Genomic DNA, 16,476 nt, shown 5'->3' on the forward strand with positions numbered 1-16,476 from the left:
TTGTCGTGCGGGTCTCGGCGCCCCCCGGTCGTGCGGGTCCCGGCGACCCCCGGTCGTGCGGGTCCCGGCGACCCCCGGTCGTGCGGGTCCCGGCGACCCTCACACGACCCGGTACAGGACCTGGCCGTCGGGGCCGGCGGTCACCTTGCGCAGGCCCGGTCCGGCCAGAGCGGCCGGTCCCACGACCCATCGCACGTCGTACTTCCGCAGGATCGCCTGCCGTGCCCCGGCCGGCGTCCCCGCGCCGAAGTACCGGTCCACCGCCGCCTGACGGCGCGCGGCGTCCGGCAGGAAGACGTCCGGGTAGCCCGGCGCCACGGTGTACGCCCCGTACGCCGGGATCTGCCGCGCCGGGTACGTCCGGGCCATCACCACGTCCCCGTAGTGGACCCACGGCGTGAGCCAGTGGTAACCCACCCACGGCCGCTCATACTTGTCCGCGATCACCGAGGGCAGCGCGCCCTTGCCGGTCACGTAACCGAGCATCCCGGCCTGCGTCCAGGCGCCCAGCGCCAGCGCGAGGCCGAGCACGCACGCCCAGCCGGTGCGCACCGCACGCCGCCCGGCCGAGGCCACCTCCAGCGCGGCGGCGAGCTGCGCCGGGATCAGCGCGGCGGGCAGGGCGCGGCCCCAGGAGTAGTGCCCGGTGAGCCCGCCGGCGGCGAACACCAGCACGCCCAGCGCGAAGAACAGCACCAACGGGTCCCAGCGGTCCCGCCGCCAGCGCAGCGCCAATGCCGCCACCCCGAGCAGCACCAGGCCGAACCGCGCACCCAGGTGCTCGTACAGCGGTTTGTGGATGGCCTCCAGGTCCGCGCCCGCGGAGAACAGCGAGTAGAAGTCGTAGTACGGCCACAGCCACAGCAGCACCGCGCCGAGGAGCAGTCCGGCGCCGAGCCGCAGCCACACCGCACGGCCCGGCCGCGCCGCGACCACCGCCGCCAGCGCGCCGAGCGTGGCGACGACGCCCGTGAACTGGTGGCACAGCAGGATCAGCGCCCACAGCACGCCGAGCCCCAGCCACCCGGCCCACGCGGTCGGCGCGGCCGGTGCCCGCAGCGCTCTTGTGAGCCAGGCCCAGAAGTGGAAGGTGAGGCCGAGGGCGAAGACGCTCGGGTACGCGATGGTCAGCGCCAGCGAGTTGAGGCCGACGAAGCCGCTCCAGTTGAAGACGGTCGTGCCCCACAGCAGCACCAGGCTCAGGAAGGCCAGCGCCGGGGCCGCCCGGTGGGCGGTGAGCGCCCGGACGTACCGCCACACGCCCGTGGCCAGCAGTCCGAGTCCGGCCACCGCACCGATCCGCAGGACCGCGAACACCGACAGGCCGGTCAGCCTGGCGACGGCACCCAGGACCAGCATCCACGGCGAGTAGTAGGGGCTCGGGGTGTCCGCGTCGACGAGCGGGTTGCCCGGGTGCAGCAGGTCGTGCCGCAGGCGCTGGACGGTGGCCGCGTGCATGCCCAGGTCGCCGATCCACGGCAGCCGGACGATCACCAGGAGCAGCAGCACCAGGACCACCACCGCGGCGGCCGCCGGCAGTGCCCGGCCCACCCGCGCGGTGCCGCTCGGCGTTCCGGGGCGGCTCACCTGTTCTTCGAGGTCAGACGGCGCTGCTTGCATCCTGCTGGAACACCCACGTGCGGTAGACAAGGAAACGGAAAGCGGAGGCGAGCACGATCGACAGTGCCTTCGCCACGTTGGACCCGATGACGCTGTGCATGCCCAGGCCGTGGTAACCGACCCAGAACAGACCGATTTCCATGACGACACCGATGCCGCTGAACACGAAGAACAGGGCGATCTGCGCACGGGTGCGCGAGGCCCGGTCGCGATAGGCGAAAAAGCGGAAGCCCAGGTAATTGGTCGCCATGGCGATGCAGCTGGCCAGGACCGTCGCGGTCATGGCCTGCCAACCCAGGCCGTGCAGCAGCAGGTTGAAGATCAGGAAATTGACCAGGACACCGCTGCCGCCGACAACCCCGAATTTCACGACCTCCAGCACGACGCGCGTGAGCGGCCGGGCCGGAGCCGGCGCGGGGGGTGCTGCTGCCGGGCGGGTCTCGGTGAGATTCACTGTCACACCGCTGACCCTATCCGAAACGCGTTGATTAGCAGGAAACGGTAAATTCGCTGATCGTTTTTCCCTAAGGGTCGGCAAGAAACGGAACGCCCCGGGCCGTTTTTCCGTCGGCCCGGGGCGTCCTCATGTCGTACGACTACGAGTGCGTGCGCAGCAGCGTCCGCATCGTACGCATCGCCACCGACAGGTTGGCGAGGTCGAAGGAGTCCGAGCCGCGGATCTCCTCCAGGGTGCTGCGCGCCCGGCTCAGGATGGGGGCGTTCTTCTGCTCCCAGGCCGAGAACCGCTGCTCCGGCGTCGAGGCGCCGTTGCCGACCGCGAGGACGTCCGCGGTGAGCGCCGCGTGGGCCGCGTAGAGGTCCTCGCGGATGGAGGCGCGGGCCATGGACTGCCAGCGGTCGTTGCGGGGCAGCTCGATGATGCGGTCCATCAGCTGGGTGATGCCGAGGCGGTCACCGAGGTCGTAGTAGACCTCGGCGACGTCCAGCGGCTCCTTGCCCATGCGGTCGGCCACCGAGACGATGTCGAGCGCCGGGAAGGCGGAGGAGAACCCGGCCACGCGTGTGGCGAGTTCGTCCGGGACGCCGGCCGCGGACAGCTCGTCGTACACGTGCTGGTACCACTCCAGGTCCGCGCCCTTGAGCAGCTTCGGCAGCTGCTGCCAGACCTGCTCGACCCGCTCGGCGAAGAACTCGACCGTCTCGGCGAGCTGCAGCGGCTGCGGCCGGTTGTTCAGCAGCCAGCGGGTGCCGCGCTCGACCTGGCGGCGCGAGTGCAGGCGGATGCGGGTCTGGACGTCCGCGTCGACCCGGTTGTCGAGCGCCTCGACCGCGTCCCACACCGGCGCCGAGCAGAAGATCGCGCGGGCCACGGTCTGGGCCCGGACGATCTCCTCCAGGGAGGCGCCGGTCTCCTCGCGCAGACGGTGCAGGTACGTCGTACCGCCCGTGTTGACCGTGTCGTTGACCAGCACGGTCGTGGTGATCTCGCGGCGCAGCGGGTGGCTGTCGATCGCCTCGGCGAACCGCTCGCGCAGCGCCGTCGGGAAGTAGGCGTGCAGCAGGCCGCGCAGGTGCGGGTCGTCCGGCAGGGAGGTGGCCAGCAGCTCCTCGGCGACCGTGATCTTCGTGTACGCCAGGACGACGGCGGTCTCCGGGCTGGTCAGACCCTGGCCCTGGTTGAGGCGCTCGCGGATCTGGCGGTCGGCCGGCAGGAACTCCAGCGCCCGGTCCAGGTGGCCCTCGCGCACCAGGTGGCGCAGGAAGCGCTGCTGGGCGTGGAGCATGTCCTTGGCCTGGAACAGGGCGTTGGCGAGGGCGGTGTTCTGCGCGTAGTTGTTGCGCAGGACCAGCGCGCCGACCTCGTCGGTCATCTCCGCGAGGAGCTTGTTGCGCTGCTTGACGGTCATGTCGCCGTCCGCGACCAGGCCGTTCAGCAGGATCTTGATGTTCACCTCGTGGTCGGAGGTGTCCACACCGGCGCTGTTGTCGATGGCGTCGGTGTTGATCTTGCCGCCGTGCATGGCGAACTCGATGCGGCCGAGCTGGGTCAGGCCCAGGTTGCCGCCCTCGCCGACGACCTTGACCCGCAGGTCGGCGCCGTCGACGCGGATGGCGTCGTTGGCCTTGTCGCCGACGTCCGCGTTCGACTCCGCGGACGACTTCACGTACGTGCCGATGCCGCCGTTCCACAGCAGGTCCACCGGCGAACCGAGGATCGCCTTCATCAGGTCGGCCGGGGTCATCTTGGTGACCCTGTCCTCGATGCCGAGGGCCTCGCGGATGTGGCCGTTGATCGGGATCGACTTGGCGCTGCGCGGGAAGATCCCGCCGCCCGCCGACAGCAGTTCGGTGTTGTAGTCGGCCCAGCTGGAGCGGGGCAGCTCGAACAGGCGGCGGCGCTCGGCGTAGGAGGTGGCCGCGTCCGGGACGGGGTCGATGAAGATGTGCCGGTGGTCGAAGGCGGCGACCAGACGGATGTGCTCGGAGAGCAGCATGCCGTTGCCGAACACGTCACCGGACATGTCGCCGATGCCGACGACCGTGAAGTCCTCGGCCTGGGTGTCCACGCCCAGCTCGCGGAAGTGCCGCTTCACGGACTCCCAGGCGCCGCGCGCGGTGATGCCCATGCCCTTGTGGTCGTAACCCGCCGAGCCGCCGGAGGCGAAGGCGTCGCCGAGCCAGAAGTTGTACTTCTCGGCGACCCCGTTGGCGATGTCGGAGAAGGTGGCGGTGCCCTTGTCGGCCGCGACGACCAGGTAGGTGTCGTCGCCGTCGTGGCGGACCACGGCCTTGGGCGGCACGACCTCGCCGCCGACCATGTTGTCGGTGATGTCGAGCAGCGCCGAGATGAACGTCTTGTAGCTGGCGATGCCCTCGGCCAGCCACGCGTCGCGGTCCTTCGCCGGGTCCGGCAGCTGCTTGGCGACGAAGCCGCCCTTGGCGCCGACCGGCACGATGACGGTGTTCTTCACCATCTGCGCCTTGACCAGGCCGAGGATCTCGGTGCGGAAGTCCTCACGCCGGTCGGACCAGCGCAGACCGCCGCGCGCGACCTTGCCGAAGCGCAGGTGCACGCCCTCGACGCGCGGCGAGTACACCCAGATCTCGTACGCCGGGCGCGGCGCGGGCAGGTCCGGGATGGCCTGCGGGTCGAACTTCATGGAGACGTACGCGTGCGGCCGGCCGGCCTGCGCCTCCTGGAAGAAGTTCGTGCGCAGGGTCGCCTTGATGACGGTCAGGAAGGAGCGCAGGATGCGGTCCTCGTCCAGGCTCGCGACCTGGTCCAGGGCCGCGTCCAGCTCCTCCAGCAGGGCGTCCACGATCTCCAGCCCGGCCTTCTGCCGGTCCGGGGACATCCGCGCCTCGAACAGCGAGACGAGGAGCCGGGTGGTGTGGACGTTGTTGCGGAGGGTGTCCTCCATGTAGTCCTGCGAGAAGGTCGAACCGGCCTGCCGCAGGTACTTGGCGTAGGCGCGCAGCACCATCGCCTCGCGCCAGGTCAGCCCGGCGCTCAGCACGAGGGAGTTGAAGCCGTCGTTCTCCGCCTCGCCGGTCCAGGTCGCGGCGAACGCCTCCTGGAAGCGCTCGCGGCCGTCGTCGCCGAGGTAGTCGCCGTTGCCGCCGCCGAGCGACTTCGGGATGCGCAGGCCGAAGTCGTAGATCCAGGCGGTGGTGCGGTCCGAGCAGCGCAGCTCGTACGGCCGCTCGTCCACGACCTCGACGCCGAGGCGCTGCAGCACCGGCAGCACGGCGGACAGGGAGACCGAGTCGCCCTTGCGGTAGATCTTGAAGCGGCGCTCGTCGGGGGCGGCGCCCACCGGCTCGTACAGGCTGAGCGCGAAGTCGTTGCCCGCCTCCTCGCTGAGCCGCTCCAGGTGGACCAGGTCGGCGACCGCCGCGCGCGGGGTGTGGTCGGCCTTGTAGCCCTCGGGGAAGGCACTGCTGAAGCGGCGCAGCAGCTCGGCCGCGCGCTCCTCGCCGCACTCGGCGTTCAGCGCCTCGGCGAACCCGTCCGCCCAGGAGCGGGCGGCCTCGACCAGGCGGGCCTCGATCCGGTCCTTGTCGGAGTCGGACAGCTCGGGCAGCTCGGTGCCCGGCGGGACCCGGACGACGAAGTGCAGCCGGGAGAGGATCGACTCGGTGTTCCAGGCGGTGAAGTCGACGCTGATACCGCCGAGTTCCTCCTTCAGGATGTCGATGATCCTGAGCCGGACACCGGTGGTGTAGCGGTCGCGCGGCAGGTAGACGAGGGCCGAGTAGTAGCGGCCGTACTCGTCCTGGCGCAGGTACAGCCGCAGCCGGCGGCGCTCCTGCAGGTACAGGACGCTGGTCACGATGGACTGGAGCTCCGCGGCCGGCGTCTGGAACAGCTCGTCGCGCGGGTAGGTCTCCAGGATCTGGAGCAGGTCGCGGCCGTCGTGGCTGTTGGGCGAGAACCCGGCGCGGACCAGGACCTCGTCGACCTTGCGGCGGATGACGGGGACGCGGCGCACGGACTCGGTGTAGGCGGCCGAGGAGAACAGGCCGAGGAAGCGGCGCTCGCCGACGACGTTGCCCTCGGCGTCGAACTTCTTCACGCCGATGTAGTCGAGGTACGACGGCCGGTGCACGGTGGCCCGGCTGTTCGCCTTGGTCAGCACGAGCAGCTTGTGCTCGCGGGCCTTGGCGCGCGCGTCGGCCGGCAGCCGCTCGAAGGACGGGCTCACCGGGTGCTGGTCGTCCTCGGCGTGCTGGGGGTCCGAACGCAGTATGCCGAGACCGGTGCCCGGCACGGCGGCGAGGGTGTCGTCCTCGCGCAGCTGGTACTCGCGGAAGCCGAGGAAGGTGAAGTGATCGGCGGAGAGCCAGCGCAGCAGCTCCCGGGCCTCCTCGACCTCGGGCCGCGGCAGGTCGGCGGGGACGGGCTCGCTGTCGAGGCCGTCGGCGATCCGGACCGCCGCGTCCCGCATCTTCTCCCAGTCCTCGACGGCCTCGCGCACGTCGGACAGCACGCGCAGCAGGTCCGCGGTGATCTGCTTCAGGTCGGCGCGGTCGGTCTCGCGGTCGATCTCGACGTGGATCCAGGACTCGACGTGCACGTCGTGCGGGAGGTCACCGGTGGCCGGGGTCGGCAGGACCTCCAGCAGCTTGCCGGTGACGTCGCGCCGGACCACGAACTGCGGGTGGATCACGACGTGGATGCCGCGCCCCTGCCGCGTCAGCTCGTTGGTGACGGAGTCGACCAGGAACGGCATGTCGTCGGTCACGACCTCGACGACGGTGTGGCTGCAGGTCCACCCGTTCTCCTCGACCGTGGGGGTGTGGACCCGGACGTTCGCGGTGCCCTGGGGGCGGTTCTCGGCGAGACGGTAGTGCGACACCGCGGCGCCGAAGACGTCGACCGGGTCCCGGTCGGAGAGGTCTTCCGGGGCGGTGTGCAGGTAGTAGCGCTGGAGGAACGCGAGCACGGATTCGCTGTCCGGGGTGTCCGGGTTGCCCGCGCCCGTGGTCCCGGTCGGTAGGTGCCCCCCGACCGGGCTGTTCTCAGCTACCCGGGCGGCCCTCTCGAGCAACTCGGCCTTGGCTTCGTCCAGCTTGGTCTGCATTGTCCTCTGGCTCCTGTCGCGCGCCGTTGCGTGACGTAGAAGGAAGTACGGTCTCTTCCCCTGCGGCTCGACGCCACGTCCCGGGGTGTCCGGTCCGTTCAGACGCTATGCCGCCAGGTGAGATGAGCGGGGGCGATTCGGCCATTCTCGACACGGCCGCGAAGTGTGACGCTGCTCTCGGCACCGTCGTGTTCCGGGCCGTCCTCGGCGTCCTGGGGGCGTCCGCGCCCCCGTCCCGCCCGCGAAGACCAGCGACCGCCGCCCGGTCACGGAGGTGTTCCGTGCAACCCGGGCGCAGGGCAGGGGCAGCATCGCCCCCGCGAGATATCGCGCTGATCACGCCACAAGGCTATCGCCACTCACCCCGGAGCCGTCATGAGCCGTATGTGTACAAAACAGGGGGTCGAAGTTTGACGTTCTGCACAGCGGCGGGTCGGGGCCGGGTGGCGTATCCGGGACCGTCGCGCCCGGGGCCGCGTGACCCATGCGGTCGCGCCCCGGGGACCCGCGCCGCACTCTGAGAAGCGACGGGCCCCCTTGGCAAGCACGGCCGGCGGAGGCACGTTGCCCAAGTCAGTGCGCCCCGCCAGGAGCCTGCCTCGGAGGAAGCCGACATGCCCGCGAAGATCCTCATCGTCACCGGCGACGCAGCGGAGTCCCTGGAAGTCCTCTACCCCTACCAGCGGCTGCGCGAGGAGGGCTACGAGGTCCACATCGCGGCCCCCAGCCGCAAGACGCTCCGCTTCGTCGTCCATGACTTCGAACCCGGCTTCGACACGTACACCGAGAAGCCCGGTTACACCTGGCCCGCCGACCTGGCCTTCGCCGAGGTCGACCCCGGCGAGTACACGGCCCTGGTCATCCCCGGCGGCCGGGCCCCCGAGTACCTGCGCAACGATCCCGAGCTGCGCAAGATCCTCAAGGCCTTCTTCGACGCGGACAAGCCGGTCGCCCAGATCTGCCACGGGCCCCTGCTCACCGCCGCGATCGACAGCCTGCGCGGCCGTCGCGTCACGGCCTACCCGGCCCTCGAACCCGACATGCAGGCCGCCGGGGCGGGCTTCCAGGACTCCGAGACGGTCGTCGACGGCACCCTCGTCTCGGCCCGGGCCTGGCCGGACCACCCGGCATGGATGCGCGAGTTCCTGGCGGTGCTGCGGGCGACGGAGTAACGACGGCGGCTCCGCGCGGGCGGGGGCGTCGCGGTCCGCGCTCACACGGGGGCGTCGCGGTCCGTGCCTCAGGCGGGGAGGCGCTGCGCGAGCTCCACCGCCTCGGCCAGCGTGTCCACCACGGGGACGCCGACCTCCTCCAGGCTGGCCCGGCTGTGCGACCCGCCCGTGTACAGCACGGCCGACGCCCCCACGTGCCGCGCAGCCACCGCGTCGTCCGCCGCGTCCCCGATCACCACGGTCCGCGCCGGGTCCACGCCGGCCAGCTCCCGCAGGTGCCGGACCATGTGCTCGGCCTTGCTCCCGCCCGACGGCCCGGTGCGCCCGTCGACGCGTATGAAGTGCTGCTCGATCCCGAAGCCCCGCACGAGCGGCATCAGATCCGCGTGCCCGTACATGCTCAGCAGCGACTGGCTGTGTCCCGCCGACCGCCAGCCCTTGAGCAGCTCCGCCGCCCCCTCGGTCAGCGAGCACAGGCTGCGGTGCTCGCGGTAGTAGCTGTGGAAGATCCCGTCCATCAGCTCCCACTCGGCGTCGGTCGGCAGCCGGCCGAGCAGCCGCTCGTAGAACTTCGGCACCGGCACGCAGTACAGCGCCCGGTACTGCTCCAGCGTGATCGGCGCGAGCCCCAGCTGCGCGAAGGCCGCGTTCGTCGCCCCGATGATCGCGTCATTGTCGTGGAACAGCGTTCCGTTCCAGTCCCAGACGATGTGCGCGTCTGCCTGCTTCCCCATGTCCAAGACCGTACCTCCCGCCACTGACAGCCACGGCGGGCGAGCGGTCCGGCCTGGTCAGCCCTGGTCGACGAGGTTGGGGATCTCCTGCGTGGCGAACCACAGCAGCTCGTGGTCGTCCGCCCCGTCCACGACGAACTGCGCGTCGTCGTCCGCAGCGTCGGCCGCCCCCAGCGCGTCCGCCGCCGCGGCCACGTCCCGCTCCGCGTCCCCGGCGTCGACGTGCACCGCCGCCGCCTTGGCCAGTGGCACCGTCGCCGTCACGGACACCTCGCCGAGCGCGGCCGGGTCGAGGCCGCGGTCAGGGTCGGCCGCGGCGGCGCCGTCGGACACGTCCACGGCCACCACGACCCGCCGCCGGGGCGCGCCCGGGTCGGCCGCCAGGAGCCGCAGCGAGGCCAGCGCGGCGCGGCTGAGCGCCGCGTACTCCAGTTCCTCGATGTCGTCGGAGAGGTACCACTCGCGCAGCGCGGGCGTGACGGCGTACGCGGTGAAGGGGCCGGTCCCCAGCTCGCCCGTCTTGTGCGCCTCGGCGAGCCCGGGGAGGGTCAGGGGGACGTAGACGCGCATGCTGGCCGCTCTTTCCTGGTCAAGGGCTCCGCTGGCTCCGGAGGGGCCGCTGGCCGCCTCGCGGAGGGCCTTCAGGATACGTGCGCCTGTCCCCTTTCGGGCCCCCGCCCACACCCGCGCCAGGGTCAACCCCGCGGGCCGCGCCTCACCCGGTACACCCGCTCTCCCTCGGGGTTCCGGGCTCGCTCCGTCCCTCTGATGAGTGAACGTCTCCGGCCCCCCGCGGCCCCCGTGTTCCTCCTTGCCACCCGTTCCCCTCCCCCGTACAAGATCCCCACCAACTGGTTACCGCCCGGTATCCCGGGCCCGCCGAACGGGGACCCCCATGAACAAGGTCATGAGCCGCACCCCTCAGCCCCGCCCGCGCCACCGCCCGCCGACCCGACACGACTCCCGCCGCCCCGGCGGCGCACCCCCGAGGACCCCGGCCAGGAACACGGCCACCCGCACGACCGACCGGAACCCCGCCCCGACCGGTCGCCCGGCGACCCACGAACCCGCCTCCACCGCCCGCCCGCCCGCCCGCCCGCCCATGGCCCCGTCACGGCCGGCGGCCCGGTCATCCATGGCTCCGTTACCCATGGCTCCGTCCCGGCCGGTCGTCCGGCCAGCCCCGCGACCACCCGGGAGGCCCTCCGCCCGGTCCCGACCACGCGGCCGGAGCCGGCCCGTACGGCGCACGGGGCGGCCGTGGGGCAGCCTCGGCCCACCGATGTCTTCGCAGACCGTCTGCTGGCCGTTCTGAGCGGTCAGCGCCCCGTCCACTGGATGCTCCGCCACACCGCGGGCCGCGCCTACGACGATCTGGCCCTGCTCGCCGCCCGAGGCCCCCTGCGCACGCGCGGGTCGCGCCCGGTCGTCCGGGACATCGGCTACTACGTCGCCGGTGAGGGCGCCCTGGAGGTCTTCGCCCGTATCGCCGCCGGCGACCAGCTGCGCGCCCTCGCCTTCCGCCTGGAACTGGGCCAGGACCTCCGCTGGCGCTGCACCGCGGTGGAAACCGGCCCCCGGCCCACGCCCTGACCGCCCCTCGCGACAGCCGGAGGCAACGCGAAAGGGCCGGTCCCGCGGGGGAACCGGCCCTTCTCGGCCGCCGACGAAGCGCGGCCGCGCGTTACTTCTTGCGGCGGCGGCCGCCCTTGGCCTGCTTGCGGCGCTCCGCCCGCGTCAGCCCGTCCGACTCGGACCGCACCGGCTCGTCGTCCTCGAGGTCACGCTCGAGGATGCCGCCCTCGCCGTCCACCGTCGGCGCGGAGAAGTGCAGGTCACGCCGCTGCGGAACGTCCAGGCCCTTGGCCCGGATCTCCGGGCGCGCGCCCGCCTGCGCCGGCACCGCGTCCTGGACGCCCTCGCCCACCAGCTGGGCCTCCTCGACCGGCACCTCCTCGACCTGCTGCTCGACCTGGACCTCCAGGTTGAACAGGTAGCCGACGGACTCCTCCTTGATGCCCTCCATCATCGCGGTGAACATGTCGAAGCCCTCGCGCTGGTACTCGACCAGCGGGTCCTTCTGCGCCATCGCGCGAAGGCCGATGCCCTCCTGGAGGTAGTCCATCTCGTAGAGGTGCTCACGCCACTTGCGGTCGAGGACCGACAGCACGACCCGGCGCTCCAGCTCACGCATGATCTCGGAGCCGAGCTGCGACTCACGGGCCTCGTACTGCTCGCGGATGTCGTCCTTGATGGACTCGGAGATGAACTCGGCGGTCAGACCTGCGCGGTCGCCGGCCGCCTCCTCCAGTTCGTCGATGGTGACCTTCACCGGGTAGAGCTGCCGGAAGGCGCCCCACAGCCGGTCCAGGTCCCAGTCCTCGGGGAAGCCCTCGGCGGTCTCCGCGCCGACGTACGCGTCGATCGTGTCGTTCATGAAGTGCTGGACCTGCTCGTGCAGGTCCTCGCCCTCCAGGACGCGGCGACGCTCGCCGTAGATGACCTCGCGCTGCCGGTTGAGCACCTCGTCGTACTTCAGGACGTTCTTACGGGTCTCGAAGTTCTGCTGCTCGACCTGCGACTGCGCGGACGCGATCGCGCGGGTGACCATCTTGTTCTCGATCGGCACGTCGTCCGGGACGTTCGCCATGGCCATCACGCGCTCGACCATCTGGGCCTTGAACAGGCGCATGAGGTCGTCACCGAGGGACAGGTAGAACCGGGACTCGCCCGGGTCGCCCTGACGGCCGGAACGACCGCGCAGCTGGTTGTCGATACGGCGCGACTCGTGCCGCTCGGTGCCGAGGACGTAGAGACCGCCGAGGTCCTCGACCTCGTCCTTCTCCGCCTTGACGGCCTGCTCGGCCTTCTCCAGGGCGGCGGGCAGGGCCCCGGCCCACTCCTCGATGTGCTCCTCGGGGTCGAGGCCGCGCTGGCGCAGCTCCGCCTCGGCGAGGTCCTCGGGGTTGCCGCCGAGCTTGATGTCCGTACCACGGCCGGCCATGTTGGTGGCCACCGTCACGGCGCCCTTGCGGCCGGCCTGCGCGACGATCGACGCCTCGCGCTCGTGGTGCTTGGCGTTCAGCACCTCGTGCTGGATGCCGCGCTTGCTCAGCTGCTGCGAGAGGTACTCCGACTTCTCGACGGACGTCGTGCCGACGAGGATCGGCTGGCCCTTCTCGTGCTTCTCGGCGATGTCGTCGACGACCGCCTCGAACTTGGCCACCTCGGTGCGGTAGATCAGGTCCGACTGGTCCTTGCGGATCATCGGCTTGTTCGTCGGGATCGGGACGACGCCGAGCTTGTAGATCTGGTGGAACTCGGCGGCCTCGGTCATCGCCGTACCGGTCATGCCGGAGAGCTTCCCGTAGAGGCGGAAGAAGTTCTGCAGGGTGATCGTGGCGAGCGTCTGGTTCTCGTCCTTGATGTCCACCCCTTCCTTCGCCTCGATCGCCTGGTGCATGCCCTCGTTGTAGCGGCGGCCGGCGAGGATACGGCCGGTGTGCTCGTCGACGATCATGACCTCGCCGTCGATGACGACGTAGTCCTTGTCGTTCTTGAAGAGTTCCTTGGCCTTGATGGCGTTGTTCAGGTAGCCCACGAGCGGGGTGTTCACCGACTCGTAGAGGTTGTCGATGCCCAGCCAGTCCTCGACCTTGCTGACACCGGACTCGTGGATGGCGACGGTGCGCTTCTTCTCGTCGACGTCGTAGTCGCCGGTCTCTTCGACGCCCTTGAGGGGGTTGCCCGCCTCACCCTTCTTCAGGCGCGTGACCAGCTTGGCGAAGTCGCCGTACCACTTGGTGGCCTGGTCGGCCGGGCCGGAGATGATCAGCGGCGTACGGGCCTCGTCGACCAGGATGGAGTCGACCTCGTCCACGATGGCGAAGTTGTGGCCGCGCTGCACCAGCTCGTCCTTCGACCACGCCATGTTGTCGCGCAGGTAGTCGAAGCCGAACTCGTTGTTCGTGCCGTAGGTGATGTCACAGGCGTACTCCTCGCGGCGCTGGGCCGGCGTCATGTTCGCGAGGATGCAGCCGACGGAGAGGCCGAGGAACTTGTGGACGCGGCCCATCATCTCGGAGTCGCGCTCGGCCAGGTAGTCGTTGACCGTGATGAGGTGCACGCCGTCGCCGGAGAGGGCGTTCAGGTACGCGGGCAGCGTGCCGACGAGCGTCTTGCCCTCACCGGTCTTCATCTCGGCCACATAGCCGAGGTGCAGCGCGGCACCACCCATCATCTGCACGTCGTAGTGGCGCTGCCCGAGGACGCGCTTCGCGGCCTCACGGACGGTGGCGAACGCCTCGGGGAGCAGGTCGTCCAGGCTCTCACCGTCGGCGTACCGCTGCTTGTACTCCTCGGTGAGGGCCCGCAGCTCGGCGTCGGAGAGGTCGACGAAGTCCTCTTCGATGGAGTTGACCTGGTCCGCGATGCGGTGCAGCTTGCGCAGGATCTTGCCTTCGCCTGCACGCATGATCTTCGAGAGGACGGACACGGGGGCTGGTCTCCTTGCCGGTCGGGCCTGGGACGGTCGGTTTTCCAATGACGTACTGAGCAACGGCCATCGTATGCGAGGACCCGGCTGCGCCGGGAGGGCCTGGCGTCCGGGCGGCTGCTTCACTCCGGACAACGGACGGGACATCCGGATAGTGCCGCATCCACGCGAGGAATTGCGCGAAATGTGTTCACGCGCTCACGGATCGCGAATACGACTGGCCTGCCCGGGGCCGGTCCGAGCAGAATCGCCCGATGGAACCCGTCACGCTCACCACCGACCGCCTCGTGCTGCGCACCGTCGGGCCGGACGACACCGGGGCGGTGTACACGGCCGCCCAGGACCCCGACATCCAGCGCTGGACCACGATCCCCTCGCCCTATCTGCCCGAGCACGCCCGGGGATTCACGCAGGAGATGGTCCCCGACGGCTGGGCGCAGGGGTCGATGTTCACTTTCGGGATCTTCCTCGCCGACGGCGGCGAGCTGGCCGCCATGCTCAGCCTCACGATCCGCGCGCCGGCCGTCGCCGAGGTCGGTTTCTGGGCGGCCAAGGAGCACCGCGGCCGCGGCTACGTCACCGAGGCCACGCTCACCGCCTGCCGGTGGATCTTCACCGCGCTGGGCGTCGACCGCGTCGAGTGGCGCGCCGAGGTCGGCAACCTCGCCTCCCGCGCGGTCGCCGAACACGCCGGCTTCACCGTCGAGGGCACGCTGCGCTCCGCGCTCAACAACAAAGGAGTACGACGGGACTGCTGGATCGGCTCCCTGCTCCCCTCGGACCTCGGACTGCCCTCCACGGCCCCCTACCTGCCCGCCCGCGGCTAGCGCCGCGACCGGAAAGGTTCGCCGGGCGTCGCGAGCCGGTGAGCCTTTCCGGTCGCGGCACCGGCGAAGCGGCAGCTCGTCGCGGGCTGTCAGTGGCACCCTCTATCGTCCGACGCATGACGACCCTTCCGCGCCCGACCACCACGCTCACCGCGGACGACGCCCGCCGTATCGCCCTGCGGGCCCAGGGCTTCCTCGGCGCGCCCGACCGGCGGGCCGGTGTCCGCGGGGTGCTGCGCCACCTCGGCGCGGTCCAGCTCGACACGATCTCGGTGCTCGCCCGCTCCCACGAACTCGTGCCGTACGCCCGGCTCGGCGCGGTCGGCCGCAAGACGGTCGAGGACGCCTACTGGACCGGCGCCCACGCCTTCGAGTACTGGTCCCACGCGGCCTGCATCCTCCCCGTCGAGGAGTGGCCGCACTTCGCGTTCCGCCGCCGCGCCTACCGCAACCGCCCGCACTGGAACCACGAGCTGCCCGACGGCACCTACGACCAGGTGGTCAAGCAGCTGCGCGCGGAGGGCCCGCTGACCGCCACGGACCTGGGCGGCGCGAAGAGGACCAGCGAGTGGTGGGACTGGTCCGGCACCAAGGTCGCCGTCGAGCGGGCGCTGATGTACGGCGAGGTGGTGTGCGTGGAGCGGCGCGGCTGGAAGCGGGTGTACGACCTCGCCGAGCGCGCGATCCCGCAGCCGCTGCTGCACGACGAGCTGGACGACACCGAGTGCCTGCGCCGCCTGGTCCGGCTGGCCGGCGAGTCCCTCGGTGTGGGCACGCGCGCGGACATCGCCGACTACCACCGCCTCAAGGCCGAGCAGGTCGACGCGGTGATAGCCGACTCGGGTCTGGTGCCGGTCGAGGTCGAGGGCTGGGGCCGGCCGGCCTGGGCGGATCCGGCGGCCCTGGCGACACCGCCGCGCGGCCGCCACCGCACCACGCTGCTGTCGCCGTTCGACTCGCTGGTCTGGGAACGGGCGCGCACGGAGCGGATCTTCGGCTTCACCCACCGCCTGGAGGCCTACGTCCCCAAGCCCAAGCGGGTGCACGGCTACTTCGCCATGCCGGTCCTCTCGGGCGGCCGGCTGGTCGGGCGTGTCGACCCGGCGCGGGAGGGCCGCACCCTGGTGGCCAGGCAGGTCACCCTGGACGGCCCGAAGGCGGTCCCGGGCGTCGCCCAGGCCCTGGTCGAGGCCGCGAGCTGGGTGAACTGCACGGACGTCCGTGTGGAGCGGGTGGACGCGCCCGCCCTGCGCGAGCCCCTGACCAGGGAACTCGCCCGGGCCCTCGGCTAGAGCCCGGTGCCGGCGGCTACCGGATCTCCAGGATCTTCTCCCGCATCGCGTAGACCACGGCCTCCATCCTGGAGTGCAGCTGCAGCTTCTCCAGGATGTTGCGGACGTGGTTCTTCACGGTGTTCTCGGAGATGAACAGCTCCTTGGCGATGTCCCGGTTGTTCATCCCGGTGGCGACGAGCTTGAGCACTTCCAACTCGCGGTCGGTCAGCCGGGGCGCGGGCACCAGCCGGCGCTCGTCGGTGCGCTGGATCATCGACTTGAACTCGGTGAGGAGCTTCGACGCCATGGACGGACTGATCTGCGACTGTCCGTCGGCGACCGCGCGGATGGCGGTGGCCACCTCGTCGGTGGAGATCTCCTTGAGGAGGTACCCCGTCGCCCCCGCCTTGATCGCCTCGTAGAGGTCGGCCTCCTCGTCGCTGATGGTCAGCATGATGATCTTCGCGCTGGGGGCGACCTCCTTGATGGAGGTGCACGCCTCGATCCCGCCGCGCTTGGGCATGCGGACGTCCATCAGCACGATGTCGGGCAGCAGGTCGGCGGCCTTGTCGACGGCCTCGGCGCCGTCGCCCGCCTCGCCGACGACCTGGATGTCCTCCTCGGCGGCGAGCACGATCTCCAGGCCGCGCCGGAAGAGGGCGTGGTCGTCCACCACCAGGACCCTGATCGGCTCGTCGCGTGAAGAGCCCACGTCCTGGGCCATGCCGACGACGTTGTCCTCGTCGGTCCCCTCGTCCCGCATCGGTCCGAAGGTGTCCGCCATCGTTCCTCCCCCTGAAGGCTGTGG

General features: G+C 71.0%; 11 protein-coding genes. 4 read left to right on the forward strand and 7 right to left on the reverse strand.

The window, feature by feature from the left end:
• Positions 1-99: 99 nt before the first annotated feature.
• The 3 genes from ACZ7FF_RS36230 to ACZ7FF_RS36240 all read right to left on the reverse strand — a co-directional run bounded on the left by ACZ7FF_RS36230 (position 100) and on the right by ACZ7FF_RS36240 (position 7,166).
• The gene (locus ACZ7FF_RS36230; protein WP_470817873.1) at positions 100-1,620 is read right to left on the reverse strand and encodes a hypothetical protein; all 1,521 of its coding nucleotides are present in this window, start codon (positions 1,618-1,620) and stop codon (positions 100-102) included.
• The gene (locus tag ACZ7FF_RS36235) at positions 1,601-2,080 is read right to left on the reverse strand and encodes a GtrA family protein (RefSeq protein ID WP_470817875.1); all 480 of its coding nucleotides are present in this window, start codon (positions 2,078-2,080) and stop codon (positions 1,601-1,603) included. The genes ACZ7FF_RS36230 and ACZ7FF_RS36235 overlap by 20 nt, the downstream gene beginning before the upstream one ends.
• Positions 2,081-2,216: 136 nt before the next feature.
• Positions 2,217-7,166 carry an NAD-glutamate dehydrogenase gene (locus ACZ7FF_RS36240; protein ID WP_470817877.1) on the reverse strand — a complete coding sequence of 1,650 codons (4,950 nt, stop codon included), beginning with the start codon at positions 7,164-7,166 and terminating at the stop codon, positions 2,217-2,219.
• A 614-nt stretch (positions 7,167-7,780) separates the two neighbouring features.
• Between ACZ7FF_RS36240 and ACZ7FF_RS36245 the strand changes: the two genes are divergently transcribed.
• Positions 7,781-8,338, forward strand: coding sequence for a DJ-1/PfpI family protein (locus ACZ7FF_RS36245; RefSeq protein WP_470817878.1), 558 nt, complete (start codon positions 7,781-7,783; stop codon positions 8,336-8,338).
• A gap of 68 nt (positions 8,339-8,406) precedes the next feature.
• On the opposite strand, the gene ACZ7FF_RS36250 is transcribed toward ACZ7FF_RS36245, so the two are convergent.
• Positions 8,407-9,072 (reverse strand): HAD family hydrolase, encoded by a 666-nt coding sequence (locus ACZ7FF_RS36250; RefSeq protein WP_470817880.1) that lies wholly within the window; start codon positions 9,070-9,072, stop codon positions 8,407-8,409.
• A 57-nt stretch (positions 9,073-9,129) separates the two neighbouring features.
• Positions 9,130-9,642, reverse strand: coding sequence for a DUF6912 family protein (locus tag ACZ7FF_RS36255; protein ID WP_470817881.1), 513 nt, complete (start codon positions 9,640-9,642; stop codon positions 9,130-9,132).
• A gap of 690 nt (positions 9,643-10,332) precedes the next feature.
• On the opposite strand from ACZ7FF_RS36255, the gene ACZ7FF_RS36260 reads away from it, so the two are divergent.
• Positions 10,333-10,665 (forward strand): Rv3235 family protein, encoded by a 333-nt coding sequence (locus ACZ7FF_RS36260; protein WP_470817882.1) that lies wholly within the window; start codon positions 10,333-10,335, stop codon positions 10,663-10,665.
• Between the two features lie 91 nt (positions 10,666-10,756).
• Here the strand turns inward: ACZ7FF_RS36260 and secA are convergent, their stop codons facing one another.
• Positions 10,757-13,567 carry a preprotein translocase subunit SecA gene (gene secA, locus ACZ7FF_RS36265; protein ID WP_470817883.1) on the reverse strand — a complete coding sequence of 937 codons (2,811 nt, stop codon included), beginning with the start codon at positions 13,565-13,567 and terminating at the stop codon, positions 10,757-10,759.
• 254 nt (positions 13,568-13,821) lie between these two features.
• On the opposite strand from secA, the gene ACZ7FF_RS36270 reads away from it, so the two are divergent.
• Together ACZ7FF_RS36270 and ACZ7FF_RS36275 are read left to right on the forward strand one after the other, a co-directional pair.
• Entirely contained in the window at positions 13,822-14,394 is a 573-nt protein-coding gene (locus ACZ7FF_RS36270; protein WP_470817884.1) for a GNAT family N-acetyltransferase, read from the forward strand.
• 116 nt (positions 14,395-14,510) lie between these two features.
• On the forward strand, positions 14,511-15,686 hold the full coding sequence (locus ACZ7FF_RS36275; protein WP_470817885.1) for a winged helix-turn-helix domain-containing protein: 1,176 nt from the start codon (positions 14,511-14,513) through the stop codon (positions 15,684-15,686).
• Between the two features lie 16 nt (positions 15,687-15,702).
• On the opposite strand, the gene ACZ7FF_RS36280 is transcribed toward ACZ7FF_RS36275, so the two are convergent.
• Positions 15,703-16,452: a response regulator gene (locus ACZ7FF_RS36280; protein ID WP_470817887.1), complete on the reverse strand. Its 750-nt coding sequence runs from the start codon at positions 16,450-16,452 to the stop codon at positions 15,703-15,705.
• Positions 16,453-16,476 lie beyond the last annotated feature (24 nt).

This window comes from Streptomyces sp. NPDC037126 (assembly GCF_055605965.1).